Source organism: Pseudomonas sp. IT-P74, assembly GCF_949768175.1.
In the GTDB taxonomy this organism is placed as follows: domain Bacteria; phylum Pseudomonadota; class Gammaproteobacteria; order Pseudomonadales; family Pseudomonadaceae; genus Aquipseudomonas.
In genome coordinates, this window is sequence record NZ_CATKQD010000093.1 from 78,432 (window position 1) to 103,667 (window position 25,236).

Sequence of the window (25,236 nt, forward strand, 5' to 3'; positions counted from 1 at the left end):
CATGTGAGGGGGATTCGGGGGGGAATAGACGACAAGGCGGTTAAGAAGGGATTAACTTTCTGACTTTTTTCAGCTCAGGACTGAGGTGAAGCATTCGCGAGCAGGCTCGCTCCCACATTGGTCCGCGTCGTATGCAGATCAAATTGTGGGAGCGAGCCTGCTCGCGAAGAAGGCGACTCGGTCCCCCGAGCCGCCGCAACCACTTACTCCAGCGCCGCTGCCGGCCCGAAGAACTCGTAACGGCTTTGCTTCTCCGGCACGCCCAGAGCCTTGAGGTGGCGCTTGATGGACGCCATGAAACCTTTCGGCCCCAGGAAGTAAGCATCCAGGTCACGCTGCTCCGGCAGCCACTCATGCAACTGCTGCTGGCTCAACAAACCAACCTTGTGCGCCGCCGGGCTCGCGCCGTCGTCCTCGGAGTAGCAATAGAAGCGCTTGAGCTGCGGGTGACGTTCGGCCAGTTCGTCGATCCAGTCGCGGAAGGCATGGACGCTACCGTTGCGCGCGCAGTGGATGAAATGCACCGGCCGCTGGGTCTCCAGCGCCGCTTCGAGCATCGCCAGGGTCGGGGTGATGCCGACGCCGCCACTGATCAGCACCAGTGGCTTGTCGCTGGCGGTCAGGACGAACTCGCCCGATGGCGGGAACAACTGGATGCTGGCGCCGACCTGCAACTGGTCGTGCAGGAAGTTGGAAGCGCGACCACCGTCCTCGCGCTTGACGCTGATGCGGTACTGGCCATTGTTCGCCAGCGCCGACAGCGAGTAGTTACGACGGATCTCTTCACCGTCGAGGATCAGTTTCATGCCGATGTACTGGCCAGGCTCTGCCACCAGGATCGGACCTTTGTCCGCAGGTTCAAAGTAGAACGAGGTGATCTCGGCGCTCTCCTCGACCTTGCCGGCCACGATGAACTCCCGCGCCCCGCGCCAGCCGCCCGGTGCCTGCTCCTTCTGGTCGTAGATGCTGGTTTCGGCACCGATCAGGATGTCCGCCAGTTGGCCGTAGGCCGCGCCCCAGGCCGCGATCACTTGCGCGGTGGCGATCTCTTCGCCCAATACTTCAGCGATGGCCCGCAGCAGGCAGCTGCCGACAATCGGATAATGCTCCGGCAGAATCTGCAGGGCCACATGCTTGTTGATGATCTTGGCCACCAGGTCGCCCAACTGGTCGAGCTGGTCGATATGGCGCGCATACATCAATACGCCATTGGCCAGGGCACGCGGCTGATCACCGCTGGTCTGGTGGGCCTGATTGAACAGCGGACGGACTTCCGGGTATTCGGAGAGCATCATGCGGTAGAAGTGCGTGATCAGCGCCTCACCACCGCTTTCGAGCAGCGGCACGGTGGACTTGACGATGGCACGGTCTTGAGCGCTCAGCATAAAGTAACTCCTGGTCTTCTTGGATTGCTAACGGATTACCCTATACGTATCAGCTTTCGTGCCAACTATTTAATCCTTTAAAATCAATTAGTTAGAAACTTGATAGTCATTTCGACACTGCCTGACTTATAGTCATACCGACTACACGGAGTCACTATGACTGCAAAATCCCTGCTCACCGCCCTGCTGCCCCTGGTCTCCGACCTGTCCCGCGAACTGCCCGAGGGCGAGCGTTATCGTCGCCTGCTGGAAGCCATGCGCGCCCTGCTGCCGTGCGACGCCGCCGCCCTGCTGCGCCTTGATGGTGAATGGCTGGTGCCACTGGCCGTCGACGGCTTGAGTACCGACACCCTCGGTCGGCGCTTCAAGGTCAGCGAGCACCCGCGTTTCGAAGCGCTGCTCAGCGGCCCCGGCCCGACCCGTTTCGCTGCCGACAGCGACTTGCCCGACCCCTATGACGGCCTGGTCGATGGCCTGGATGATCATCTGGAAGTCCACGACTGCATGGGTTGCCCGTTGTTCATCGACGAGCGCCCATGGGGCCTGCTGACCCTCGACGCCCTCGATCCGGAGCGCTTCGAACCGATCGAACTGGATGCCCTGCAAGCCTTCGCCAGCCTCGCGGCGGCCACGGTCAACGCCGCCGAGCGCATCGAACGGTTGAACAACCGGGTCGAAGATGAACATCAGCGCGCCGAGGTTTACCGCCAGGCCAGCGGCCAGCAGAATCGCGAGATGATTGGCCAGAGCAAGGCCCACAAGCGTCTGGTCGAAGAAATCAGCCTGGTGGGTGGCAGCGACCTGACCGTGTTGATCACCGGCGAAACCGGAGTCGGCAAGGAGTTGGTGGCCCAGGCCATCCATGCCGCCTCGCCCCGCGCCGACAAGCCGATCATCAGCCTCAACTGCGCCGCGTTGCCCGACACCCTGGTGGAAAGCGAGTTGTTCGGCCATGTTCGCGGCGCCTTCACCGGAGCGATGAACGACCGCCGCGGCAAGTTCGAACTGGCCAATGGCGGCACGCTGTTTCTCGATGAAGTCGGCGAGTTGTCTCTGACCGTGCAGGCCAAGTTGTTGCGTGTATTGCAGAGCGGTCAATTGCAGCGACTGGGTTCGGACCAGGAGCATCAGGTCGACGTGCGCCTGATCGCGGCGACCAACCGCGACCTCGCCGAAGAAGTGCGCAGCGGCCGTTACCGCGCCGACTTCTACCATCGCCTCAGCGTTTATCCGCTGCTGGTGCCGGCCCTGCGCGATCGCGGGCGTGATGTGCTGCTGCTCAGCGGTTATTTCCTTGAGCAGAACCGCTCGCGCATGGGCCTCAACAGCCTGCGCCTGAACAGCGACGCCCAGGCCGCGCTATTGGCCTACGACTGGCCCGGCAACGTGCGCGAGCTTGAACACCTGATCGGCCGCAGCGCCTTGAAAGCCCTGGGCAATTGCAAGGAGCGGCCGAAGATTCTCAGCTTGAGCGCAGCCGACCTGGACTTGCCCAACGCCAGCGTTGAAGCCGCTGCCGAGCACCCCGTCGCCACCGTCATGCAAGCGGCGACCGGCGATTTGCGCGAGGCTACCGAGCGTTATCAGCGCCAATTGATCGGCGCCTGCCTGGAGCGACACAACAACAACTGGGCAAGCGCAGCGCGTGAGCTAGGCCTGGATCGGGCGAACCTGGGGCGGATGGCCAAAAGGCTCGGCATGAAGTGAAGGCCCCTTCGCAAGCAGGCTCGCTCCCACAGAGGCAGCGACAATCCCTGCTCGCGAAGGCGGCCTGACATTCAATGGAAATGCTAAAGCCTGCCCCAAACAAGTCGATAACCCGGCATCGAAGTCATTGGCGATCCCTGGATTGCCCGTCACCTTTTTCCAGAGAAGGTTCCTATGTCCTCCACCAAAGCCCGCGCAGACTCACTTTCGCTTCTGCTGTTTACCTTGCGCAGCGGCAAGCTGATGGCGATCAACCTGCTCAAGGTCAGCGAAATCATTCCCTGCCCGCCACTGACCAAACTGCCGGAGTCGCACCCCCACGTCAAAGGCATCGCCACCCTGCGCGGTGCCTCGCTGTCGGTGATCGACCTCAGCCGTGCCATTGGCGAGCGTCCGCTGGAAGACCCCAACGGCGGTTGCCTGATCGTCACCGACGTCAGCCGCTCCAAGCAGGGCCTGCACGTGCAGGCCGTGAGCAAGATCGTCCATTGCCTGACCACCGACATCCGCCCTCCACCCTTCGGCTCCGGTGGATTGCGTGCCTACATCACCGGTGTGACGTCGGTCGATGGCACCCTGGTGCAAGTGCTGGACATCGAAAAAGTCATCCACGGCATCGCCCCGGCGCAAATCGAAATGGCGCCGACCGAACTGAGCATGGAAGACGCCGAACTGCTCGGCAACGCGCGCATCCTGGTGGTCGACGACAGCCAGGTCGCCTTGCAGCAATCGGTGCACACCCTGCGTAACCTTGGCCTGCAATGCCATACCGCCCGCAGCGCCAAGGAAGCCATCGACTGCCTGCTGGACCTGCAAGGCACCGCACAGCAGATCAACCTGATCGTCTCGGACATCGAAATGTCCGAGATGGACGGCTACGCCTTTACCCGCACCCTGCGGGAAACTCCGGATTTCGCGCATCTTTATGTACTGCTGCACACCTCGCTGGACAGTGCGATGAACGCCGAGAAAGCACGACTGGCGGGGGCGAACGCGGTGCTGACCAAATTCTCTTCGCCGGAATTGACCCAGTGCCTGATCACCGCGGCCAAGGCTGTCGCCGAACAGGGTTATTGAGTGTTGAGCGAAGAATTCTGCTGGCTGATGCGGCGCGACCTCTCTGTCGTCGTGCCCTCCCCGGATTGGCCTGCGGGCCTGCAACTGAGCGAGTACCGCCCCGAACTGGGTGTCGCCGTGCACCGGTTGATGGAGTTCGGTTATCTCGATGGTGGCGGTCGTGTAGCCGAACTGGAGATGTGGCAACGGCAGTTCGAAACCGACCCGGAATATGACTCGGCCCTGTGCTTCATTGCCCTGGATGCCGGAGAAGTGGTGGGTGTTTGCCAGTGCTGGACCAGCGCCTATATCAAGAACCTGGTGGTGCACCCGCGGTTTCAGGGCCGGGGGTTGGGCCGTGCGCTTTTGTTGCAGGCGTTCAAGGTGTTCCAGCAGCGGCGTGAAGGCTTCGTGGACCTGAAGGTACGTGAAGACAACCTTCGGGCGCGGCGCTTGTATGAAAACGTCGGGATGCGCGCAGTCCGCCGGGAGCCGGTTCCGCTCTGACACACCGCCATCGCGAGCAGGCTCGCTCCCACAGGGGATTGCATTCCAAATGTGTGGGAGCTTGCTCCGGGCGGCGTTCCGATGATGGGGCCGACACAACTACCTCAAAACCTTCAGGCATACTCACCTTCCGGACACAGCACCAAGGATGCCTGATCAATGAAAGCAGCAACCCTGACTTTTCTCTGCCTCACCACCCTCACCCTCCAGGCCCACGCCTCCAGCCCCGACGCCTGGGCCACCTACGACAAAGCCGTACTTGCCAGCTGCACCAAGGCCAGTGGCCTGAAGGACAGCAAACCGGTCGGCAACGCCGCGCAGTTCGATGACCGGGTCGGCTACACCGCGCTCCTGCTCCAGGGTCAGTACCCGCAAAAGCACATGAAAGGCGCACAAGGCACCGAGTTGTGCCTGTACAACAAAAAGAGCAAAACCGCGTATGTCACCGAATGGGACTCCATCCGCCCGGCCGGCAAGGCAAACTGAGTGGCGCATAACTTGCTTCGATAGCGGCCTTTGCGGCGGCATTCTGTCGTCGTTTCATGCCCTGTGATGCGAACGAACGCTCAATGAATACGACGTTTTCCTGTGTAGGCTGCGGCAAATGCTGCAACGACCACCATGTGCCCCTGACCCTGAGCGAAGCCCGGATGTGGGCAGCCGATGGCGGTCAGGTTATTGTGCTGGTGGAAGCTTTTCCGAGTAATGGCCTGGGCCTGCCGGTGCACCAACGGGAACACGCCGAACGCCGCTCGGCGGCGGTGCGCAGCGGTGAGTCCGAGGCGTACGTGGCCATCACCTTCGCCGCCTACAATGTCGGCCCCTGCCGGAATCTTGACGAAGACAACTTCTGTCGTATCTACGAACGCCGGCCGCTGGTATGCCGTATCTATCCGATGGAAATCAATCCGCACATACCTCTGAACATCGCCGTGAAGGAATGTCCGCCTGAGTCGTGGGAAAAAGGACCGGACCTGATTGTCGGTGGTGAAGTGGTCGACCGGGAATTGTCGGAATTGATCCTGCGCTCCCGTCAGGCGGATCGTGATGACATTCTGATGAAGGACGCGATTTGTGCGTTGCTGGGGATTCGCACGACAGCCCTGAAGGGTGACGGGTTTACCGCTTATCTTCCGGATATGGCGGAGTTCGCCGCGATCATCGACGACCTGGCCGGGCAAACGTTGCCGCAGTGGGCCAGCGAATGGCGGTTTCATGTGTCGGGGGAGGATATTGCCGGGCAAGTGCTGGCCGCGGGTGCGCAAGTGACGGCGGATGCGCCGGCGAATTACTCGTTTATTTCGTTGCGGGCGGTTTGATTCAACAGATGTGTTGCCTGTAGCGGCCCCATCGCGAGCAGGCTCGCTCCCACATTTGATCGCATTCTCATTGCAAGAACGCAGTCTCCTTGTGGGAGCGAGCCTGTTCGCGATGACGGCAGGCCGGGCACTACAAACCTGAAGCCTTAGCGCTTACCCATCGACCGACGAGTCCCCGGCGGCGCCATGCCCGGCGTCTTGGTGTGGCCGTTCTTGGCGCCGTTCTTGTACCACGGCTGGTTGGAACCCTTGGCGGCTGCCAGCTCACCCGGCTTGAACGGGAATTTGAAGGCCGGGATCTCGGCTTTGGTTTCGCTGTCGGCGCTGGAGTCGACGCTGTCTGGCAGCTCTGCCTGCACGTCGCTCAGGGCGTCGGCGATCGGCGGTTGTTTCGGGGAAGTCATGAAAGCTCCGGGCGGTGCATTAATTGTCGGGCCCGGTGAGCGGGCCGCATGCCACAGTATAAGAAGTGCGGCAGTATAACTGGATGAAGCACCGCAAGCTGCAAGCTTGCATTGACCGCCTGACGACTCGCACAAATCCCGTGAAGAATGTTAGCGTGCTCATCATTCTTCACCGCCCGACGAGCCCGCCTCCCATGAAAAAGACCGTCCTTGCATTCAGCCGCATCACCCCGCAAATGGTTGAACGCCTGCAACAAGACTTCGACGTCATCGTGCCGAATCCGAAAAACGGTGACATCAACGCCCAATTCAACGAAGCCCTGCCCCATGCCCATGGCTTGATTGGTGTAGGCCGCAAACTCGGTCGTGCGCAGCTGGAGAACGCAGCCCGTCTGGAAGTGGTGTCCAGCGTCTCGGTGGGCTACGACAACTATGACCTGGCCTACTTCAACGAACGCGGGATCATGCTGACCAACACTCCGGATGTGCTCACCGAAAGCACCGCCGACCTGGCGTTTGCCCTGTTGATGAGCAGCGCCCGTCGCGTTGCCGAACTGGATGCCTGGACCAAGGCCGGGCAATGGCAGGCCACTGTCGGTGCGCAGCTGTTCGGTTGCGATGTGCATGGCAAGACCCTGGGCATTGTCGGCATGGGCAATATCGGTGCGGCCATCGCCCGGCGCGGCCGCCTGGGCTTCAACATGTCGGTCATCTACAGCGGCAACAGCCGCAAGACCGGGCTGGAACAGGAACTCGGCGCACAGTACCGCAGCCTCGATCAATTGCTGGCCGAAGCTGATTTCGTCTGCCTGGTGGTGCCGCTCAGCGAGAAAACCAGACATTTGATCAGCCATCGTGAACTGGCGCTGATGAAGCCGAGTGCCATTCTGGTAAATATTTCCCGTGGTCCGGTGGTGGATGAGCCCGCACTGATCGAAGCGCTGCAAAACAACCGCATTCGTGGTGCCGGGCTGGACGTATACGAAAAAGAACCGCTGGCCGAATCGCCACTGTTCCAGCTGAAAAATGCCGTGACCTTGCCGCACATCGGCTCGGCCACCCATGAGACCCGCGATGCCATGGCCAACCGTGCCTTGACCAACTTGCGCAGCGCCCTGTTGGGGGAACGACCGCAGGATCTGGTCAACCCGCAAGTCTGGAAGGGTTGAAAAAAAGGGCAGGCGTTATAAGCGCCTGCCATTTAATACAAAGAACAAAAACAATATCACGCTCAACCTGTAAAAAACTGTCTGGATACACACGCTGCAATTCAGTCAACAACCAAACAGTAAAAACGGGCGATAGACTCTCCTTACTTACCCAAGCCATAACGGGAACGATAACGGAGATCAACAACTTGAACACATTCACGACAAGCCAACTCATTCGATTCAGCAAAGTTACACTGATGCTGTTTATTAGTTTCTTTGGATTGCTGATGCTTTACAGCAACCTCACGGATTACTCGACCAACTATGAATACCTTGCCCATATCCTGAGCATGGATACTACGAATGGCCGCCAAAAATACAGCTACAGGGCTATTACCTCCCCCATGCTGCAGCACCGGATTTACTGGCTGATCATTACACTTGAAGTGGTCTTCACCCTATTTTGCCTTCTAGGCTCCTATTGCCTTTACAGAAACATCAACGCGAGCCTCGAACAATTTCACGAAGCAAAAAAACCTGCACTGATAGGACTGTTGATCGCCCTCTTTCTTTATTACGTCGGCTTTCAAGTGATCGGTGCCGAATGGTTCAATATGGATGAGTCAGACACATGGAACTACAACGAATGGACCCGACATATTGTTGATTTCCTCTTTCCGCTACTGATATATATTGCGATGAAAGTCGAGCGCTGAGGCATCGGCACTCGACGTCATCACTTCAGGCCAGCTTGCCGTTGCACAGCACTTGCGGCGCCTTGAGTTTGCGAAACACCAGGACGTTCCCCGACATCACCAATACCAGCCCCAACAGTGCCGGCATCGTCCACTGATAACCCTCGGCGAACGCTGATACGTTGAGCGCCACCACCGGGAACAGCACCGTGCAATACGCAGCCCGCTCAGGCCCCATGCGACCGACCAGCGTCAGGTAGGCGGTGAAACCGATCACCGACCCCGGAATCACCAGGTACAAGAGTGACCCGATGTAACGCGCGCTCATGTCCATGTCGAAGGGAATGCCTTTGACCAGGCACCACACCGTGAGCATCGCCGCTCCATAAGCCATGCCCCAGGCATTGGTGGTCAGCGGCTTGAGACCGGCCTTCTGTTGCAGGCTCGAAAGCATGTTGCCCGCCGAGAAAAACAAGGTGCCGCACAGGGCCAGACCGAGACCGAGCAACGTTTCCGGGCTGGCGGTATGCCCGGCCAGTTCCGGCCAGAACAGCAGGCCCAGCCCCAGCAGACCCAGCGCACCGCCCATCAACACATTACGGGCGATTTTCTGACCGAAGAACACCCGCGCGTTGAGGGCATTCCACAGGGTAGCGGTGGAAAACACCACGGCCACCAGACCGCTGGGGATCCATTGGCTCGCGCTGAGGAAGCACATGAAGTTGACGCAGAACAGACACAACCCCTGAGCCAGGCAGATGAGGTGCCCGCGGCGGTTCATCACTTGCAGGCGTCGGCTGAGCAACAGGATCACGAACAGCACCAGCGCGGCGAGACCGAAGCGGTAAACGATCGACACGGGAATGGCCACCACGCCCAGTTGCCATTTCAAGGCAATCCAGGTGGTACCCCAGATCAGCACGGTCAGCAGGTACAAAGAAAGGTTCATGACTAAGGCTCCTCGATAGGTGCCCAGTGTCCGGCGCCATGCCCTGGCGCACTTGCATAAACTTGCGCTTTTGTCTGGCGACAGGCTGGCAGGCACGCGTCTACGGAGTAGGATGCAAGGCGTTGGAGAGAACCCATATGGCCGCACTGGACAACCTGCAAGTCTTTCAAGCCCTCAACCGCTCGCCCAATGCTCGCCTCGAGCACAGCGCCGAGCTCGGTGACGGCTTGTCCGCAGCCTTGTGGAGCAATCACCACGACGCCCAGGAATACGAAGCACCCAGCCACCACACGTTGTCCTGTTACATCGCCGGCGGTACCGGCACCTTTCGCCGCGATCAGCCCGACAACAAGGGCGGCCCGGACAAACTGTGCATCCTCCCGGCCGATCACCAGTCAGGCTGGGTGATCAACGGCGATATTCGCCTGGCACACCTGTATTTCAGCCCCGAACAATTTGCCCTTGGCTGCGTCACCCTGCTCGATCGCGAGCCACGGGAAATGCAACTGCGCGAGCAGACCTTTCTCGATGATCCGCAGCAGGCGCTGCGCTTTCGGCAGTTGATCACCTTGAACTGGGACGAGCCGGGCGAGCGCCTGCTCACCAGCAGCCTGGCTCACGAACTGCTCAGCCATGCCCTGCTCAGCCAGGTCAACGTGCGGCAGGGTTTGCGCCTCAAGGGAGGGCTAGCTGCGCATCAGCGTCGGCATCTGGTGGAGTTCATCGACAGCCATCTGGACGAGGCCATCAGCCTCGGTCAGTTGGCGGCGTTGTGCGCGTTGTCCGAATACCACTTCGCGCGGATGTTCCGCGAAAGCTTCGGCTTGCCACCCCACCAGTATGTACTGGCGCGGCGCCTTGACCGGGCGCGGGAGTTGCTGCGCATGACGTCGCAGCCGTTGGGGGATATTGCGCTGGCCTGTGGTTTTTCCAGTGCCAGCCATTTCACCAACAGGTTTCGCCAGTCACTTGGCGGGACGCCGGGGGAGTATCGGCAGGCTTTTTTACGCTAGGCCCGGGATCTTCGGCGCCTTTCAGGACGCCATCGCGAGCAGGCTCGCTCCCACAAGGTTTGGCGGTGCTCACCTGTTTTTTTGATCACCTTATTCCCCTGTGGGAGCGAGCCTGCTCGCGAAGAACGATGACGCGATCTGTCGTCAGAACTCCAGCGTGCTGGACAGCGAAATCTGCCGCGAATCCCCCATCGACACAAAGAACCGACTCGCCGCCGAGGTGTAGTAGGTGCGGTCGAACAGGTTCTTCACGTTGAGCTGGAACTTGACCTTCTGCCCTTCGACTTTGGTGTCGTAGGTGGCGAACGCATCGGCCACGGTGTAGCTCGGCAGATCGAAATCGTTTACCGCGTTGCCCGCGCGCTCACCCACATAACGCGCCCCGGCGCCAACCCGCAATTGATCACCGCCAATGACGCTGCCGAAATCATAGACGGCCGACAACGAGCCGCTGTTCTTCGCCACGTTTTGCAGTTGATTGCCTTGGTAAACCGGGTCTTCGGTGACCTCGGCATCGGTGTAGGCGTAGCTGCCGATCATGCTCCAGTGATCGGTGAGCTGACCGCTCAGGTCCACTTCCAGGCCACGGGAACGCACTTCGCCAGCGGCACTGTAAATCGTGGTCGGGCCTTCGGCGTTGGCCACCAGTACATTGCGTTTCTTGATGTCGAACAGCGCGATGTTGCCGGTGACGCGGCCCGGCAGATCGAGCTTGGCACCCAGCTCCCAGGACTTGGCTTCTTCCGGCGCCATACCGCCGTCAAGCACGGTACTGCTCCCGCTCAATGGCGCGATGGTCGAGTTGGGTTTGAATGACTCGGTGTAGCTGCCATAGAACGACAAGGCATCGGTGTACTTGTACACAAGGCCCGCGCGCGGCACCCATTTCTGCCCGTTGCTGTCGGTGTTGGCGTGGAACGGCACACCTTTGCCGGCGTATTGGTCGTACACCTGGAAACGCGCACCGGCCACCAGAATCCACTGGTCGGTGAGGTGGATGGAGTCCTGCAGAAACACCGAGTCGCTGCGCAGTTCATCGGTCTGTGCGCTGTCGGCCGCACTGACGGTGGTGCCCGGCACTTCCCGACCATAGACCGGATTGACGTAACTGAATGTGGTCAGGCTTTTCTGGCGGATCAGGTCTTCGCGGTAGATCTTGCGGTATTCGTCGTCGATGCCGAACAACAGATCATGCTGCATGCCGAGGACGTTCACGTTGCCTTCGAGGCTGGCGGTGGTGAATCGGTCGGTGCTGATGGCATTCTGAGTGCCATCCATGCTGCGGGTCAGGGTGCCCTTTTTGGTGTCGATGGCGGTCACGCGCACCTGGCTGGCATCGTAGGTTTCGCGGTTCCAGCTGTAGCCGAAGTGGGCTTGCCAGTTGTCGTTGAGTTCGTGATCGGCCTCGAAATGATAGAGGTCCGAGCGCCCCTCCATGTTGTTGAACGGCTCGTCGAGACGCTCGTTGCGCGAGATGTCCAGCGGGTGGTTGGTGCGCGGATCGATCAACGTACCGCGGTCGAACGGTGTGAGGAATTCGCGGTGCTCATAGGAAAACAGCAACTTGGTGCTTTCGCCGTACCAGGCCAGCGACGGCGAGATCAGGCTCTCGCGATGCACGCCGAAGTTACGCCAGTAATCTTCGTCTTCGTAGTCCAGCACCATGCGGTAGGCCAGCCCGGAATCGCCGAGGGCCCCGGTGCTGTCGAGACCGCCGCCGCTGCCGTTCTTGCCGTCGCCATAACTTGAGCCGCGCGCGGTCAGCGCGTTGTACCGCTCAAGTTCGGGCTTCTTGCTGACCATATTGACCACCCCACCCGGATCCTGAATGCCATAGAGCAACGAGGCCGGCCCCTTGAGCACTTCGACCCGGTCCACACTGGCGTTGAGGCCACGGCCCTGCACGATCGGCATGCCGTCGCGCATGATCGAGCCATTACGGTTGTCGCCAAAGCCACGGACCATCACCGAGTCCTGGGTGCTGCCCAACGTGTTGGCCTGGGTGATGCCACTGACATTGGCCAGGGCGTCATCGAGATTGCGCGGCGCCTGGTCGCGAATGACCTGGGCCGGGACGACATTGATGGTCTGCGGGATTTCCTGAATCGGGGCCGAAGAGCGCATCACCGAAGAGGTCGGTGGCGGCTGATAGCTCATGGATTCATCCATCGTCGAGGTGATGGTGGTTGCGCCGAGATTCAATGCGCCTTCGGTTGGCCGAGGTTCCAGTGCGAAGGTGTGGCCGTCGGTGCGACGGAAGGTCAAACCAGAACCGGTGAGCAGACGTTGCAGGGCCTGTTCGGCGTTCATCTGGCCATTGATGGCCGGCGCATTGAGGCCGTACGGCGCTTCATCGGTGTAGACGACGCTGATACCGGTCACCCGGCTGAAATCACTCAGGGCCTGGGGCAGCGGTTTGGCGGCCAGCGCGAAATTGAATTGCCCACGCGACTGACTGCTGCCCGCCTCTGCGGCCAGCGCCACGCTCAGCGGCAACAACGCCATTGTCGAAAAGCTCAATGCAGACACACCCAACCATTGTTTGACCGAACCCGATTTTGCCCTGGACTTCATGACTCATGACCTGTGTAGAACCGCAACGGATGCGAATGACTCGCAGTTTCAGTCACTACACGAATGGCAATCGGGTTTACCTCAGCAAAAAATTGAAAATATTTTTATTCAGAGTGATGGGGTGTTTGAACGGGCCCCATCGCGAGCAAGCTCGCTCCTACAGGGAGCCGTGTGCACCACATCACTATTGTGGGAGCCAGCCTGCTGGCGATGGCGGTGTATCAGTCCACGAAGATGTTGAAACTAATGGCCTCATCGCAAGCAGGCTCGCTACCACATTTGATTGTGTAAGCCGCAGAACCTGTGGGAGCGAGCTTGCTCGCGATGGGGCCGGCCGCCTCAACGCAAAATAATCAGCTGCCCCAAAACCTGATGCTGCTCAAACCCCAACACGCCCTGCAACGAGCTCAACACCGCCTGCGGGTTCCTGCTCGGAAAGCTGCCACTGACCCGGCGCGTCGCCAGTTCACCGTTGAGTATCACGATCCGACCGGGGTAATAGCGCGCCAAATCCTGCACCACATCCGCCAACGTCGCCCTGTAATAATTGAGCCAGCCCTGGCGCCAGGCCAATTGCGCTTCGCTGTCCACCCCGTGGAGTTTTTCCGCCGTGCCTTCACCGTAGGCCAGTTGCTGGCCGGCGGTGAGGATTTGCTGCTCGGCGTTTTGCTGCGCCGCCACGCCGACTCGACCGGACAGCACCGTCACCTGCGCACCGTGGGGCTGCAATCGAACTTCGAACTGCGTACCCAAGACCCGCGCCTGCCCTTTCTCGGCGTCCACCACAAACGGCTGGCCAGTGTGGGTGACGCTGAAAAAACCGGCGCCTCGACGCAGTTGCACTCGCCGCTCGCCGCGACTGAAATCCACGGCGATGGCGCTGTCGGCATCCAGTGTCACCTGCGACTGATCGACCAGGGTGACGGTGCGGATTTCCCCCGGTGCCGAGACGTAATCCGCCCCCAGGTCATCCATCCAGCGCATCGGCTGCCAGCCTGTGCCGACACTGATCATCAACAGCAGGCACGCAGCCATCGCCAGCGCCCCGGACCAGCGCCCGACCGTACTGCGCCGCGGCTTGTCCATGGCGTTGAGATAGCCCTGCAAGGCAAAAGCGTCTTCATTGGCGAGCGTACGCGCCGGCCCTTCGCTCAACTCCCACAGCACTTGCGCCTGGGCATAGGCTTCGGCATGGGCGGGGTCGGCCTGCAACCATTGGCTGAATGTCGCCTGGTCACCGCTGCTGGGCTGGTCATGCAACAAACTCAGCCAGGCCAGCGCGGCCTGCTCCTGAGCGGGCGTCGGAACGACGCGTTCGAAGTGGTTCACGGTGCTTTCCCTGGCGTACGCGGTTCGGGTTCCCGAAGGCTGGCCTTGCAGGCTTCGAGGGCGCGCATCATATGTTTTTCCACGGCACTTTGGGACAAGCCCATGGCCTTGGCGATCTCGGCGTACTTACGGCCGTGAATGCGATTGAGCAAAAAAATCTGCCGCGTGCGCTCCGGTAGCGCGCGCAACGCAGCTTCGACGTGGCGCAAATCGTTGCCCGCCTCCAGCGCCGCTTGCGGTCCGCTGCCATGACTGTCCGGTGGCTCGACCATCAAGCCTTCGCTGGCCCGGACCCGTGTGCCTTCACTGCGTAAATGGTCGATGGCGATGTTGCCGGCGCAGCGCAGCAGGTAGGTGCTGAGTTCCTCGACCTGAACCAGCGGCCGCCGCCAGAAACGCAGGAATAAATCCTGTACAAGGTCAGCCGCGGTCGCCCGGCAACCGACACGCCGACTCACCAGCGCCTCCATTTGCGAACGCTGGGAGAGAAACACCTGGAGAAAGTGCGCACGGTCGCCGCGATGTTGATCGCGCTCGATATCGTGGGGGTCGGGGGGCAGATTGATCATCGTTCATGTTTCGACCTGAAAACCGGTGAAGCCACGACAGCGTCAGGGGCCGGCAAGGTCGCAATAGTAATGATAAATATTCTCACATGCAAAAGGATCGGGCGAAAACAAAACGGGCCTGCAATGCAGGCCCGTTTTCATGGGAAGGTAAAAAAGTGAATCAGGTGTCAGCCGTTAAGCGCTGCCTGTTCGTTCTCAAGAAACTCTTCTTCCAGCAGATGGTCGGCATGGGTGGCACTCTCGATGGGCACCACATTGGCTCGTTTACCGCGTAACTTGCCGAACATATGCTCCAGCGCATGTTCAAGTTTGGTGGCCGCTCCGTCGATCGCCTGCTCCATGGTGGAGGCTTTATGGGTGACGGAAACCGGTTGATGGCCTTTTGGCCGCGCCTCCAGCTGGCAGCGCATGTCGTGGGGACCCGGCTTGTCGCCGTTCTCGTCCCGCAGGTGAACCTCGACTCGTGTCAGGTCCTCTTCGTAGCGTTCGAGCGTGCTCTCAATGGTCGTACGTACCCACTCCTCCAGTCGTTTACTGCCTTGAATATGGTTATCGCTATTGACTTGGATTTGCATAGTTCATCCCTTATTTCAGCTAGCTCGCGAGAGGCCGGTCAGCTAAGCCCTTGGGCGTCATCACCGTGACCTCTTACTTACACAATCGGTCTGTACGCTGAACAATTCAACCCCTGAAAAAAGATAAATATTCATACGCAAAAAAAGCCGGACAAGGAGCAAAAGCGCTGTTAATGTCGGGAGTTGGGTCGCCCTGCTCTTGCGTAATAATTGCTCACATTTGCCGCTCCCCCAACGGGTGCAAGCTGCGAAAAGCACCCGCCTCCTCCACCAACCAATCGTGCACCGCGCGCACACCCGGATGGCTTAATGCCCCCGGTGCGTAAAGCAGCATGTAGCGCTTGTGATTGGGCACCGCCAGGCCAAACGGCACGATCAAGGCACCACGCTCCAACTCATCATTGAGCAAGGTTCGGCGCGCAATCGCCACGCCCATGCCGGCGATGGCCGCTTCGATGGTCAGGTGATTGCGGTTGAACGTATGCCCGCGTCGCACATCCGCCCCCTCGAAGCCGATGGCGTTGAGGTAAAACTCCCATTCCGCGTACTCATAGCTGCCGCGCCAGGCGGTGATGTCGTGCAGCAAGGGAAAGTGCATCAGGTCTGCCGGACCGTGCAGCGGCGGACGACCACGCAACAGGCTCGGCGCGCACACCGGGAAAATCTGTTCATCCAGCAAGGCTGTGGATAACAGGCCCGGGTAGCTGCCGTCGTTCAGGTCGATCGCCAGGTCGAAGTCGCCTTCATGCAACGGCACGCTGCTGTCCTCGGCCACCAGGCGCAACTGGATGTCCGGAAAGCGCTGCTGCAAACGCGGCAGGCGCGGCGTCAGCCATTTGCTCAGGAACGACGGAATCGAACGCACCCGCAGAATCCCGCTGATCATGCCCGCATCCAGTCGTCGCAATTCCGCGTCGATGCTGCCAAAGGCCTCGTTGACGGTAATGGCCAGGCGCTGGCCCTCTGCGCTCAGCTCCACCCCGCGGGCGCGGCGGTGAAACAGACGAAAGCCCAGGCGCTCTTCCAGCTGGCGGATCTGCTGGCTGACGGCCCCCGGTGTGATGTGCAGCTCTTCGGCGCAACGGGTGAACGACAGGTGCCGAGCGGCACAGGCAAACACGTTCAGCCAGACATACGTCTGGGCGTGTAATTGACGGCTCATCGTTTAGTACCGCTAAAGGATGTCTTAGGAATTTTCGTTGGTCACACTGGATCGTGACAGGCAGTATCGCCCAAATTGCGCTTGTCCTACAGAAATGGCAGCGATTTCCCTTCCATTGCATGTACAGGCTTTAGCATGGCTATCAGTGTTTTCGATCTCTTCAAAGTCGGCATCGGCCCGTCCAGTTCCCATACCGTCGGTCCGATGCGCGCTGCCGCAACTTTTGCCCAAGCGTTGGTCGATCAGGGTTTTCTGGCTGACGTGCGACGCGTGGAAATCCGCCTCTACGGCTCTCTGTCAGCGACCGGTGTCGGCCACGCAACGGACCGCGCCTGCGTCATGGGCCTGATGGGCGAATGGCCCGATCGTATCGACCCCACCACCATCGACAGCCGCATTCACACCCTGCGTCAAACCGGTAAATTGTGCCTGGCAGGCGTTGTGGAAATTGCCTTCGACTGGCAACGCGATCTCCTGCTGCTAGACGAAAGCCTGCCCTATCACCCCAACGCCATGTCCCTGGCAGCTTTTGGCGAAACCGGCGAACTGTTCGAGCAGACCTACTACTCAGTGGGCGGCGGTTTCATCATCGAAGCGGCCGAAGCCGAATCCGGGATAGCACCGGCCGGCGATGTGGTGCTGCCTTACGATTTCTCCAGCGCCGCCGAACTGCTCAAGCTCTGCAACCAGCATGGGCTGCGGGTGAGCGAACTGATGATGGCCAACGAACGGGCATGGCGCAGTGACACAGAGATCCGCCAGGGCCTGTTGCATATCTGGTCGGTGATGCGTGAATGCGTCGAGCAGGGCTTGCGCCACGAAGGCATTCTGCCCGGCGGTCTGAATGTCCCGCGGCGAGCGGCGAAACTGCATCGCAGCCTGCAGGAAATCGGCAAGCCGAATGTCATTACGTCCACCTTATCGGCGATGGAATGGGTCAACCTGTACGCCCTTGCCGTGAACGAAGAGAACGCCGCCGGCGGGCGCATGGTCACGGCACCGACCAACGGGGCGGCGGGGATCATTCCGGCGGTGCTGCACTACTACATGAAGTTCAATGCCGATGCGTCTGACGATGATGTGGTCGCATTCTTCATGGGCGCCGCTGCGGTCGGCATCCTGTGCAAGAAAAACGCATCGATCTCCGGGGCCGAAGTCGGCTGCCAGGGCGAAGTCGGCTCCGCCTGCGCCATGGCCGCCGCCGGCCTGGCAGAGGTGCTTGGCGCCACCCCGGAGCAGCTGGAAAACGCCGCCGAAATCGGCCTGGAACACAACCTCGGCCTCACCTGCGACCCGGTTGGCGGACTGGTGCAAGTGCCGTGCATCGAGCGCAACGCGATCGCCGCGGTGAAGGCCATCAACGCCACGCAAATGGCCCTGCGTGGCGACGGCAAACACTTCATCTCCCTGGACCGGGTGATCCGCACCATGCGCGATACCGGGGCCGACATGCACGACAAGTACAAGGAAACATCACGGGGCGGCTTGGCGGTGAACTGGGTGGAATGCTGATCGCTTTGGAGGCACGCCAGCCGTTATTGCCCCGAAACGTGCAGAAAACGCGGCCCCTGTAGGAGCGAGCCTGCTCGCGAAAAACCCACAGGCGCCGCGAACCATCTGGTTTGACGCGTTATCGTTCACGACCATCGCGAGCAAGCTCGCTCCTACAGAACTTGTTTGTTGTCCGACAATTTTGTCGGCATGCCCCTTGCTACATCCTGGTTGGAACAATGATGGCGAGATGGCCGGTGGTCAGGCATTGCGAACCAACCCGATCACGGCCGGTCAACAACTGCACGTTCAATCAGGCGGTGACGCATCATGGACAACCCTTTCCAGCTCATTACCGATGCCTTTGCAGCGGATTACCAGATCAACCTGAGCATTCAGGGCCTGGACGGCAGCATCATGCTGACCCTGTCCAACAGTGGGCACGTGGTGGCCAAGCGCATGATCAGCGCCGAACAACGCAATGACCCCGAGCGCCTGAAACGACTGGTACAAAGCATTCAGTTCGGCATTGCCATCGAGCAGGGCCACAGCGCCGTGGCCGTCCTTGAATCCATGACCGATGGCGGCACGCACAGCCTGCCGCCACCCGCCAACGGCCGTCCCCGACCCGCCATGGGGCTTTAAAGCTCGCCCTTTTCTACCTCCGGATGTTCACTGGAGCCCGCACCTGTTTTGCGGTGTGGGTTCTCGATCTTCACCGAAGGAAATTGCGACGAAGCGTAACGCACCACCAGAATCGCAAACGCCAGCAGCAGAATCCCGCCGCACAGGTAGATGATCCCCAGGTCCGGCGGGTTGTGGTGCGAAACGTTGGAAATCAGCAGCCGCGTCAGCGCAGTGATCGCTACGTAGATCAGAAAACGCACGGGCATGTGATTGGTCTTGAAGTAAATCCCGACCATCGCTCCCAGTTCCAGGTAGATGAACAGCAGCAAGATGTCATCGATCTTGATGTGCCCTTCTTCGATCATCCCGAGAAACTCCATCACCGCCGCCCACGCGGTCACCGCACCAATGGCGAACAGCGCCAGGTAGTGAAAGGTTTCGACGAACAGATTGCCCAGGGACTCGGCCAGTTCATGCACGTTCTGCCGCAGTTTTTCGGCCCAGTTGATTTTCACGATGCGGCTTCCTTAGGTCGATTCGACCGGATGATGCGGGTTGGACGTGACGGTTTTCCTGCATGCAGAAAAAAGGCCAGCCCATGATGGCGAGCCGCTCGGGATAACGCGCCGTGGCGTTTGGTCGCACCTGTGCAGCGCCTTGCCTGACAAATCCCGAATCCGGTCTACATTAAAAAGCCACTACCCAAAAGACAGGGTTTCGCTTATCCTATAGCTGTATATAGATACAGTAGTCGAAATCGACAACCAATGTAAGGCATGTGAGGTGGTGAATGGCCGTCGAAGTGGTATACCGCAGCAGCCGAGATCTGGAGCGCTTGTTCATGGATAAAGCCGAAGCTGACCGTCATGACAAAATGCTCGAACTGGCCGAACTGCTGGCTGAAGTGTTGCAAAAAGCCGTTCCGTCCCTGACCGAGCAGCAGGTGGAAGAAGCCGGGATTTACATGGCGAAAAATCGCGATGTGTTTGCCAAGGCGTTCAAGAGCCAGCCGGACGCCCTGTCCGAACTGCTCAGCGCACCGGTTGAAGTCGCACAACCTGCCGCAGCGGTCGAAGTCGCTGAGGCCGTTGAGCCGGTCACCCCGGCCAAGCCTGCCAAGGCTCCCAAAGCCGCCAAGTAGGCAAAGCCCGAATTGAACAGGCCCTGAGTCGAATGACCCAGGGCCTTTTTCATGCCTGTGGATAACGCATGCCCAATTCAGCGGTACAACACTTTCTCCGCCAACTCGTCGGCCACCCTTGCAGGGGAGCGTTTTTCCGCCTGGGCGTGGGCGAACACTTCGGTCAGGCGTGAGCTGATTTTCGACAGGTGCGCGGTGATGGTCGACAACTCTTCGCCGCGGTGCTTGAGCGACACGTAAATCAGCCCACCGGCGTTGATCACGTAATCCGGCGCATACAGGATGCCGCGGCGTTCCAGTTGGTCGGCGACATCCAGATGCGTCAGCTGATTGTTCGCCGAACCGGCCACCGCCGAGCAGCGCAGTTGCGTCACGGTATGGCTGTTGAGTACACCGCCCAGCCCGCAGGGCGCGAGGATGTCGCAAGGTGTGCTGAGCAGGGCGTCGTTGGCAATCGGGTGGGCGCCGAGTTGCTCCATGGCCAGTTGCACCTTGCCATGATCGATGTCGCTGACCAACAGTTCGGCACCGGCGGCGTGCAACTGTTCGGCCAATGAGTACCCGACATTGCCCAGGCCCTGGATGGCCACGCGCAGGCCTTCGAGGTTGTCGCTGCCGAGCCGGGCCATGGCGGTGCTGCGGATGCCGGTGAACACTCCCATCGCCGCGTGTGGCGCGGGGTCGCCCGCCGAGGTGGTGCTGGTGACGTGCTGGGTCTGCTGGGCGATGCAATCCATGTCCGCCACTGAAGTACCGCTGTCGATGGCGGTGATGTAACGGCCTTCGAGCTGTTCGATGCAGCGTCCGAAGGCTTCGAATAGCGCTGCACGGTTTTCCACATGGGCCGGGCGCACGATCACCGCCACGCCGCCGCCCTGGGCCAGACCAGCCAGCGCAGCCTTGTAGCTCATGCCCTGAGCCAGGCGCACGGCATCCTCGACCGCCGACTCGTCGCTGGGGTAGGCAAGGTAACGACAACCACCCAAGGCAGGCCCCAGCCGGCTGTTATGAATGGCAATGACCGCCTTCAACCCGGTGACCGAGTCAACGCTCAGATGCAGCGATTCAAGGCGAGTGCTTTGCATGAGAGCGAACATCGTAAGGCTCCCGAATCACTTCTTGTAGTCGCCAGTATAGGCTTGCGCCCAAAAATTGCAGAAGCGCACCGGAATAAGCACGGCCCCGAAGCAGACTTTCGGAAATAACCTGTAGTCGCCCTTTTGCAGCACTGGACGAATGCTGGAGAGGGGGCTAAAACGAGGCATTGCCCGGAGATTTTGATGACCCCGCGCCAATCGTTCTTCGCCTGCCTGCAACGTTCACCGCCCGCGCTGTTCGAGGCGGCACTGTGGATTGCGGCCGAGCACGACAGCGAGGTGCAGCCGCAAGCACTGTTGGCCGATTTCCAGGTATTGCAACAACGGGTCAGTGGCGGCTTGCCGATGCTGCCGGTCAGTGAACTGGCCCAGCCGCTGCTGCGACGCATGAATGACCTTGGCTATGCCCAGGACGACTTCACACCCTTGCGCCCGCAAGTGGCACTGCTGGACAAAGTACTGGAGCGCCGACGAGGGCAGCCCTTGACGCTTGGGCTGATTGCGCTGGAGTTGGCCAGAGGCCTGGAGATTCCCATGGTCGGGGTCAACTTCCCCGGGCATTTCCTGCTGCGGGTACCGGGCGCCGATCATTTGCTCGATCCCTGCGGCGGCCGTCGCCTTTATCCGAACGATTGTCGGGAGTTGTTGCAGCGCCAGTACGGACCGAACATGAAGCTCAGCGCCGAGCACCTGGCAACCGCCGAGCCCGCGCAGATGCTGCAACGGCTGTCACGCAACCTGCGCCAGTTGTATCTGTCCCACGACGACTTCATCAATGCCTTGATCGACGCCGATCGCGTCCTGGAACTGGGCAACGCCACTGCCTCCGACTATCTTGCCCGGGCCAGCCTTTACCAACGGCTGGACTGCCCGAACGCCGAGCGTTTTGATCTGGAGCATGCGCTGCTGCTCAGCGACGACCCCATCCAGCGGATTCGCCTGACGGAACGGCTGGGGCATCTGCCGCCCAATTCCATCGTTCACTGATCACAAATCATTGTGGGAGCGAGCAGGCTCGCGAAGAGGGAGTGTCAGTCAAATCAATGTGACTGACACACCGCTATCGCGAGCAGGCTCGCTCCCACATTGGAATGGTGTGAGGCCTCAGGGCGTGTCTGGCTGGTTCGCCGGATGCGCCTTGATGAACGCCGGGTGCGTCGCCGCCAATGCCGCCACTCGCCGGATTCGCGGATAAGCCTCAAGAGAAACATTGAAACGCTCGGCCGCGTACAGCTGCGGGATCAGGTAGACGTCCGCCAGCCCAGGCTCTGGGCCGAAGCAGTAACCGTCATCACCGATCAACTGCTCCACCGTGGCCAGCCCCTGGCCGATCCAGTGGCCGATCCACTCCACCACTTGCGGCTCGTCGTGACCCGACTGGCGCAGCCGATTGAGCACGCTGACATTGTGCAGCGGGTGCACATCGCAGCCGATCACTGCCGCCACGCCGCGCTCGTGAGCACGGGCAGCCAGGTCTTTGGACAGCAGTGGCACCTGTGGATAACGTTCCTCCAGGTACTCGATGATCGCGGGAGACTGGATCAGCAACTCGCCTTCATCGGTGCGCAAGGCCGGCACGCGGCCTTGGGGGTTGATGCCCAGATAAGGTGGCTGACGATGCTCGCCGCCCTGGGGTGCGATCAGATTGACCGGCAAGGATTGATAATCCAGGCCCTTGAGCGCCAACGCGATACGCACCCGGTACGACGAAGTCGAACGGTAGTAGGTATAGAGTTCCATGCCCCGCTCCTGTTAGCGCGCCGGCAGCACTTTGCCACGGCATTCGCCGAAACCGATGGAAGCGAAACCGTCGCGGTGGCAACGGCCGCGCAGGATGATTTCGTCACCGTCCTCAAGGAATTTACGCACCTCGCCCGAGGCCAGTTCGATCGGCTTTTTACCACCCTCGGTAATTTCCAGCAGGCTGCCGAACTGACCGCTCTGCGGCCCCGACAAGGTGCCCGAGCCGAACAAGTCACCGGCCTGCAATTGGCAGCCGTTGACGCTGTGGTGCGCGACCATTTGTGCCACGGTCCAGTACATGTGCCCGGTGTTGCTCAGGGTCAGGCGATGGGCTGGCAAGTTCTGTTCGCGCATGGCCTCGGTGAGCAGCAACACTTCCAGTTCGATGTCGAACGCGCCAGCGGCCTGGTCGCGCTTGTCGAGCAGGTACGGCAGCGGCTGCGGATCGCCTTGGGGACGCGCAGGCTGGGCACGACGGAACGGCTCCAGCGCTTCGGCGGTGACCACCCACGGCGAGATGCTGGTGATGAAGCTTTTCGACAGGAACGGCCCCAGCGGCTGGTATTCCCAGGCTTGGATGTCCCGTGCCGACCAGTCGTTGAGCAGGCAGAAACCGGCGATGTGATCGGCGGCGTCGCCAATGGCAATCGAGTCCCCCATGTCGTTGCCCTGTCCGATCCAGATGCCCAGCTCCAGTTCGTAGTCCAGGCGCGCGCAAGGGCCAAAGGTCGGCTCGGTTTGACCGGCCGGCAGCGTCTGGCCTTTCGGGCGGCGCACATCGGTACCGGACGGGCGAATGGTCGACGCGCGACCGTGATAGCCGATTGGCACGTACTTGTAGTTGGGCAGCAACGGGTTGTCCGGTCGGAACAGTTTGCCGACGTTCTGCGCGTGCTCGATGCCGACGTAGAAGTCGGTGTAATCGTTGATTTTCGCCGGCAGGTGCATCTCGCAATCCGCCGCCAGCGGTAGCAGTTTTGCGCCCTGGGCTTCGATCTTGCCGTGCAGGGTGCTGCCTTCGGCGAACAGTTCCAGCAAACGCTCGCGCAACGCGACGCGAGCCTCGCGACCCAGTTCGAAGAACGCATTCAGCTGGCCGCCACGGGTGGCCTCGACGGCAGCCTTCGCGGCGCCATCGAACAACCCGGCCTCAAGGGCCGCTTGCAGGTCAAAGATATGCTCGCCAATGGCCACGCCACTGCGCGGTGCCGAGCCGTTGAGGCTGAACACGCCCAGCGGCAGGTTTTGCAGAGGAAAATCCGCGTGGCCGTTGGCGGATGCAACCCAGCTGCGAGTGATGGAAGTCTGCGTCATGGGTTATCTCCGGGTCGGGTCGAAAGTGGCGGGCAGCGTAGCCCAGCAGGCGTCGTAAGTGTTTTGCAGTTGCGGGCAATCGAGGGCGAAACGGCTTGGGCGCAACACCTGGCTGGTCTCGAACATGAACGCCATGGTGTTGTCGATTTTCGCCGGTTTGAGGTCAGCGTTGATCGCTTTGGTGCACGTCTCTCCATCGGGACCGTGGGCGCTCATGCAGCTGTGCAGCGAAGCACCGCCGGGCACAAAACCTTCGGCCTTGGCGTCGTATTCGCCCTGGATCAATCCCATGAATTCGTTCATCAGGTTGCGATGGAACCAAGGTGGACGGAAAGTATTCTCGGCCACCATCCAGCGCGGCGGGAAGATCACGAAGTCGAGGTTTGCCAGGCCGTGAACGCTGGTCGGTGAGGTCAGCACAGTGAAGATCGACGGATCGGGGTGATCGAAACTGACGGTGCCGATGGTGTTGAAGCGGCGCAGGTCATATTTGTACGGCACGTTGTTACCGTGCCAGGCGACCACGTTGAGCGGTGAATGATTGAGCTCGCAGGCCCACAACTGGCCGAGGAATTTCTGCACCAGCGTGGTGGGTTGTTGCAGGTTTTCGTAGGCCGCCACCGGGGTGAGGAAATCCCGCGGATTGGCCAGGCCATTGCTGCCAATCGGCCCCAGGTCCGGCAGTCGCAGCGGCGCACCGTGGTTTTCGGCGACATAACCACGAGCTTGCGGGTCGAGCAGTTCAATGCGGAACTTAAGGCCGCGTGGCAGTACGGCAATCTCTAACGGTTCGAGTTCAAGCACGCCCAGTTCGGTGGCAATGCGCAGTCGCCCCCGTTCAGGCACCAGCAACATCTCACCGTCCGCATTGAAGAACACGCGTTCCATGGAACGGTTGGCGCGGTAGTTGTAGATGCTGATCCCGGCCGGTTTTTCCGCGCCCGAGTTGGCGGCCATGCTCACCAGGCCGTCGATGAAATCGGTCGGCTCGGTGGGAATGTCCAGCGGGTTCCAGCGCAGGCGGTTGGGGGTCACCTCACCCAGCGGGCCGCCGGCCAGTTGCCGGTCCAGTTTGACGAATGCCGGGTGATTGGCCGACGGCTGGATGCGGTACATCCAGGTGCGCCGCGCTTCGCTGCGCGCCATGGTGAACGCGGTGCCGGAGAACAGTTCGGTGTAAAGGCCGTACGGGGCTTTTTGCGGGGAGTTCTGGCCGACAGGCAGTGCGCCGGGCAACGCTTCGCTGCTGAATTCGTTGCCGAAGCCTGACAGGTAGGCCAGCGCTGGCGTCGTTGAATCGGGGTTCATGGAGCCTCCTGAACAGGGAGTCGGCAGTGGCCGCTCGCTCTGTTGCAGAGGTCGAGGCACGCCAGGGTTATTTTTATCGTAATTCAATTACGCATAACGTAATTTGATTGGTATTGACCG

The 25,236-nt window shown here is 60.5% G+C and carries 24 protein-coding genes and 1 pseudogene; 12 read left to right on the plus strand and 13 right to left on the minus strand.

Annotated features, from left to right (window positions below):
- Positions 1-203 precede the first annotated feature (203 nt).
- Complete coding sequence (gene hmpA, locus ACM6J5_RS28075; RefSeq protein WP_095944463.1) at positions 204-1,385, minus strand: NO-inducible flavohemoprotein; 1,182 nt, start codon at positions 1,383-1,385, stop codon at positions 204-206.
- Between the two features lie 156 nt (positions 1,386-1,541).
- On the opposite strand from hmpA, the gene norR reads away from it, so the two are divergent.
- From norR to ACM6J5_RS28100, 5 genes are all read left to right on the plus strand, one after another.
- Positions 1,542-3,092 (plus strand): nitric oxide reductase transcriptional regulator NorR, encoded by a 1,551-nt coding sequence (norR, locus tag ACM6J5_RS28080; RefSeq protein ID WP_414929744.1) that lies wholly within the window; start codon positions 1,542-1,544, stop codon positions 3,090-3,092.
- 174 nt (positions 3,093-3,266) lie between these two features.
- Positions 3,267-4,169, plus strand: a complete 903-nt coding sequence (locus ACM6J5_RS28085) for a chemotaxis protein CheV (protein ID WP_008046758.1) — start codon at positions 3,267-3,269, stop codon at positions 4,167-4,169.
- A 27-nt stretch (positions 4,170-4,196) separates the two neighbouring features.
- On the plus strand, positions 4,197-4,655 hold the full coding sequence (locus tag ACM6J5_RS28090) for a GNAT family N-acetyltransferase (protein ID WP_150672272.1): 459 nt from the start codon (positions 4,197-4,199) through the stop codon (positions 4,653-4,655).
- Between the two features lie 159 nt (positions 4,656-4,814).
- Positions 4,815-5,141 carry a hypothetical protein gene (locus tag ACM6J5_RS28095; RefSeq protein WP_095944461.1) on the plus strand — a complete coding sequence of 109 codons (327 nt, stop codon included), beginning with the start codon at positions 4,815-4,817 and terminating at the stop codon, positions 5,139-5,141.
- 83 nt (positions 5,142-5,224) lie between these two features.
- Positions 5,225-5,974, plus strand: coding sequence for a YkgJ family cysteine cluster protein (locus ACM6J5_RS28100; RefSeq protein WP_414929745.1), 750 nt, complete (start codon positions 5,225-5,227; stop codon positions 5,972-5,974).
- Between the two features lie 146 nt (positions 5,975-6,120).
- On the opposite strand, the gene ACM6J5_RS28105 is transcribed toward ACM6J5_RS28100, so the two are convergent.
- Positions 6,121-6,378 (minus strand): hypothetical protein, encoded by a 258-nt coding sequence (locus tag ACM6J5_RS28105; protein WP_095944459.1) that lies wholly within the window; start codon positions 6,376-6,378, stop codon positions 6,121-6,123.
- Between the two features lie 194 nt (positions 6,379-6,572).
- Here ACM6J5_RS28105 and ACM6J5_RS28110 point away from each other — a divergent pair, with 194 nt between their 5' ends.
- Both ACM6J5_RS28110 and ACM6J5_RS28115 read left to right on the plus strand, forming a co-directional pair.
- Positions 6,573-7,547, plus strand: a complete 975-nt coding sequence (locus ACM6J5_RS28110) for a 2-hydroxyacid dehydrogenase (protein WP_095944458.1) — start codon at positions 6,573-6,575, stop codon at positions 7,545-7,547.
- 188 nt (positions 7,548-7,735) lie between these two features.
- A complete protein-coding gene (locus ACM6J5_RS28115; protein WP_095944457.1) occupies positions 7,736-8,245 on the plus strand; it encodes a DUF2165 family protein in 510 nt (169 codons plus the stop codon).
- Positions 8,246-8,270: 25 nt separating this feature from the next.
- Here ACM6J5_RS28115 and ACM6J5_RS28120 read toward each other — a convergent pair whose 3' ends face one another.
- Positions 8,271-9,173, minus strand: coding sequence for a DMT family transporter (locus tag ACM6J5_RS28120; RefSeq protein ID WP_414929746.1), 903 nt, complete (start codon positions 9,171-9,173; stop codon positions 8,271-8,273).
- Between the two features lie 137 nt (positions 9,174-9,310).
- Between ACM6J5_RS28120 and ACM6J5_RS28125 the strand changes: the two genes are divergently transcribed.
- Positions 9,311-10,186: a helix-turn-helix domain-containing protein gene (locus tag ACM6J5_RS28125; RefSeq protein WP_414929747.1), complete on the plus strand. Its 876-nt coding sequence runs from the start codon at positions 9,311-9,313 to the stop codon at positions 10,184-10,186.
- A 144-nt stretch (positions 10,187-10,330) separates the two neighbouring features.
- Here ACM6J5_RS28125 and ACM6J5_RS28130 read toward each other — a convergent pair whose 3' ends face one another.
- From ACM6J5_RS28130 to ACM6J5_RS28150, 5 genes are all read right to left on the minus strand, one after another.
- Positions 10,331-12,760 carry a TonB-dependent siderophore receptor gene (locus ACM6J5_RS28130; protein WP_414929748.1) on the minus strand — a complete coding sequence of 810 codons (2,430 nt, stop codon included), beginning with the start codon at positions 12,758-12,760 and terminating at the stop codon, positions 10,331-10,333.
- A gap of 339 nt (positions 12,761-13,099) precedes the next feature.
- Positions 13,100-14,089, minus strand: a complete 990-nt coding sequence (locus ACM6J5_RS28135; RefSeq protein ID WP_414929749.1) for a FecR family protein — start codon at positions 14,087-14,089, stop codon at positions 13,100-13,102.
- Entirely contained in the window at positions 14,086-14,658 is a 573-nt protein-coding gene (locus ACM6J5_RS28140; protein WP_095944314.1) for an RNA polymerase sigma factor, read from the minus strand. Before ACM6J5_RS28140 ends, ACM6J5_RS28135 begins: the two co-directional genes overlap by 4 nt.
- 167 nt (positions 14,659-14,825) lie before the next feature.
- Positions 14,826-15,233 carry an HPF/RaiA family ribosome-associated protein gene (locus ACM6J5_RS28145; RefSeq protein ID WP_095944313.1) on the minus strand — a complete coding sequence of 136 codons (408 nt, stop codon included), beginning with the start codon at positions 15,231-15,233 and terminating at the stop codon, positions 14,826-14,828.
- A 214-nt stretch (positions 15,234-15,447) separates the two neighbouring features.
- Entirely contained in the window at positions 15,448-16,395 is a 948-nt protein-coding gene (locus ACM6J5_RS28150) for a LysR substrate-binding domain-containing protein (RefSeq protein WP_008046773.1), read from the minus strand.
- Between the two features lie 135 nt (positions 16,396-16,530).
- Between ACM6J5_RS28150 and ACM6J5_RS28155 the strand changes: the two genes are divergently transcribed.
- Together ACM6J5_RS28155 and ACM6J5_RS28160 are read left to right on the plus strand one after the other, a co-directional pair.
- Positions 16,531-17,907: an L-serine ammonia-lyase gene (locus ACM6J5_RS28155; RefSeq protein WP_095944312.1), complete on the plus strand. Its 1,377-nt coding sequence runs from the start codon at positions 16,531-16,533 to the stop codon at positions 17,905-17,907.
- A gap of 309 nt (positions 17,908-18,216) precedes the next feature.
- Positions 18,217-18,531 (plus strand): DUF3509 domain-containing protein, encoded by a 315-nt coding sequence (locus tag ACM6J5_RS28160; RefSeq protein ID WP_095944311.1) that lies wholly within the window; start codon positions 18,217-18,219, stop codon positions 18,529-18,531.
- On the opposite strand, the gene ACM6J5_RS28165 is transcribed toward ACM6J5_RS28160, so the two are convergent.
- Complete coding sequence (locus ACM6J5_RS28165; RefSeq protein WP_008000650.1) at positions 18,528-19,028, minus strand: phosphate-starvation-inducible protein PsiE; 501 nt, start codon at positions 19,026-19,028, stop codon at positions 18,528-18,530. The two genes, ACM6J5_RS28160 and ACM6J5_RS28165, sit on opposite strands and share 4 nt — an antisense overlap.
- Positions 19,029-19,303: 275 nt before the next feature.
- Here ACM6J5_RS28165 and ACM6J5_RS28170 point away from each other — a divergent pair.
- Positions 19,304-19,543: pseudogene (locus tag ACM6J5_RS28170) on the plus strand (YebG family protein); the annotation flags it as partial.
- 188 nt (positions 19,544-19,731) lie between these two features.
- On the opposite strand, the gene ACM6J5_RS28175 reads toward ACM6J5_RS28170, so the two are convergent.
- Entirely contained in the window at positions 19,732-20,751 is a 1,020-nt protein-coding gene (locus ACM6J5_RS28175) for a Glu/Leu/Phe/Val dehydrogenase dimerization domain-containing protein (protein ID WP_414929750.1), read from the minus strand.
- A 183-nt stretch (positions 20,752-20,934) separates the two neighbouring features.
- Here ACM6J5_RS28175 and ACM6J5_RS28180 point away from each other — a divergent pair, with 183 nt between their 5' ends.
- The gene (locus ACM6J5_RS28180) at positions 20,935-21,738 is read left to right on the plus strand and encodes a SirB1 family protein (RefSeq protein ID WP_414929751.1); all 804 of its coding nucleotides are present in this window, start codon (positions 20,935-20,937) and stop codon (positions 21,736-21,738) included.
- A 117-nt stretch (positions 21,739-21,855) separates the two neighbouring features.
- On the opposite strand, the gene maiA is transcribed toward ACM6J5_RS28180, so the two are convergent.
- From maiA to hmgA, 3 genes are read right to left on the minus strand one after another with little or no spacing between them, the layout of a single operon-like run.
- The gene (maiA, locus tag ACM6J5_RS28185; protein WP_057716383.1) at positions 21,856-22,491 is read right to left on the minus strand and encodes a maleylacetoacetate isomerase; all 636 of its coding nucleotides are present in this window, start codon (positions 22,489-22,491) and stop codon (positions 21,856-21,858) included.
- A gap of 12 nt (positions 22,492-22,503) precedes the next feature.
- Positions 22,504-23,808, minus strand: coding sequence for a fumarylacetoacetase (gene fahA / locus ACM6J5_RS28190; RefSeq protein WP_414929752.1), 1,305 nt, complete (start codon positions 23,806-23,808; stop codon positions 22,504-22,506).
- A gap of 3 nt (positions 23,809-23,811) precedes the next feature.
- Positions 23,812-25,116 carry a homogentisate 1,2-dioxygenase gene (gene hmgA, locus ACM6J5_RS28195; protein ID WP_414929753.1) on the minus strand — a complete coding sequence of 435 codons (1,305 nt, stop codon included), beginning with the start codon at positions 25,114-25,116 and terminating at the stop codon, positions 23,812-23,814.
- Between the last annotated feature and the right edge of the window lie 120 nt (positions 25,117-25,236).

What these genes read in the sequence shown, in the direction of transcription:
- hmpA (WP_095944463.1), bottom strand. Translation starts at nt 1,385, where the DNA reads ATGCTGAGCGCTCAAGACCGTGCCATCGTCAAGTCCACCGTGCCGCTG.
- norR (WP_414929744.1), top strand. Translation starts at nt 1,542, where the DNA reads ATGACTGCAAAATCCCTGCTCACCGCCCTGCTGCCCCTGGTCTCCGAC.
- ACM6J5_RS28085 (WP_008046758.1), top strand. Translation starts at nt 3,267, where the DNA reads ATGTCCTCCACCAAAGCCCGCGCAGACTCACTTTCGCTTCTGCTGTTT.
- ACM6J5_RS28090 (WP_150672272.1), top strand. Translation starts at nt 4,197, where the DNA reads ATGCGGCGCGACCTCTCTGTCGTCGTGCCCTCCCCGGATTGGCCTGCG.
- ACM6J5_RS28095 (WP_095944461.1), top strand. Translation starts at nt 4,815, where the DNA reads ATGAAAGCAGCAACCCTGACTTTTCTCTGCCTCACCACCCTCACCCTC.
- ACM6J5_RS28100 (WP_414929745.1), top strand. Translation starts at nt 5,225, where the DNA reads ATGAATACGACGTTTTCCTGTGTAGGCTGCGGCAAATGCTGCAACGAC.
- ACM6J5_RS28105 (WP_095944459.1), bottom strand. Translation starts at nt 6,378, where the DNA reads ATGACTTCCCCGAAACAACCGCCGATCGCCGACGCCCTGAGCGACGTG.
- ACM6J5_RS28110 (WP_095944458.1), top strand. Translation starts at nt 6,573, where the DNA reads ATGAAAAAGACCGTCCTTGCATTCAGCCGCATCACCCCGCAAATGGTT.
- ACM6J5_RS28120 (WP_414929746.1), bottom strand. Translation starts at nt 9,173, where the DNA reads ATGAACCTTTCTTTGTACCTGCTGACCGTGCTGATCTGGGGTACCACC.
- ACM6J5_RS28125 (WP_414929747.1), top strand. Translation starts at nt 9,311, where the DNA reads ATGGCCGCACTGGACAACCTGCAAGTCTTTCAAGCCCTCAACCGCTCG.
- ACM6J5_RS28130 (WP_414929748.1), bottom strand. Translation starts at nt 12,760, where the DNA reads ATGAAGTCCAGGGCAAAATCGGGTTCGGTCAAACAATGGTTGGGTGTG.
- ACM6J5_RS28140 (WP_095944314.1), bottom strand. Translation starts at nt 14,658, where the DNA reads ATGATCAATCTGCCCCCCGACCCCCACGATATCGAGCGCGATCAACAT.
- ACM6J5_RS28145 (WP_095944313.1), bottom strand. Translation starts at nt 15,233, where the DNA reads ATGCAAATCCAAGTCAATAGCGATAACCATATTCAAGGCAGTAAACGA.
- ACM6J5_RS28150 (WP_008046773.1), bottom strand. Translation starts at nt 16,395, where the DNA reads ATGAGCCGTCAATTACACGCCCAGACGTATGTCTGGCTGAACGTGTTT.
- ACM6J5_RS28155 (WP_095944312.1), top strand. Translation starts at nt 16,531, where the DNA reads ATGGCTATCAGTGTTTTCGATCTCTTCAAAGTCGGCATCGGCCCGTCC.
- ACM6J5_RS28160 (WP_095944311.1), top strand. Translation starts at nt 18,217, where the DNA reads ATGGACAACCCTTTCCAGCTCATTACCGATGCCTTTGCAGCGGATTAC.
- ACM6J5_RS28175 (WP_414929750.1), bottom strand. Translation starts at nt 20,751, where the DNA reads ATGTTCGCTCTCATGCAAAGCACTCGCCTTGAATCGCTGCATCTGAGC.
- ACM6J5_RS28180 (WP_414929751.1), top strand. Translation starts at nt 20,935, where the DNA reads ATGACCCCGCGCCAATCGTTCTTCGCCTGCCTGCAACGTTCACCGCCC.
- maiA (WP_057716383.1), bottom strand. Translation starts at nt 22,491, where the DNA reads ATGGAACTCTATACCTACTACCGTTCGACTTCGTCGTACCGGGTGCGT.
- fahA (WP_414929752.1), bottom strand. Translation starts at nt 23,808, where the DNA reads ATGACGCAGACTTCCATCACTCGCAGCTGGGTTGCATCCGCCAACGGC.
- hmgA (WP_414929753.1), bottom strand. Translation starts at nt 25,116, where the DNA reads ATGAACCCCGATTCAACGACGCCAGCGCTGGCCTACCTGTCAGGCTTC.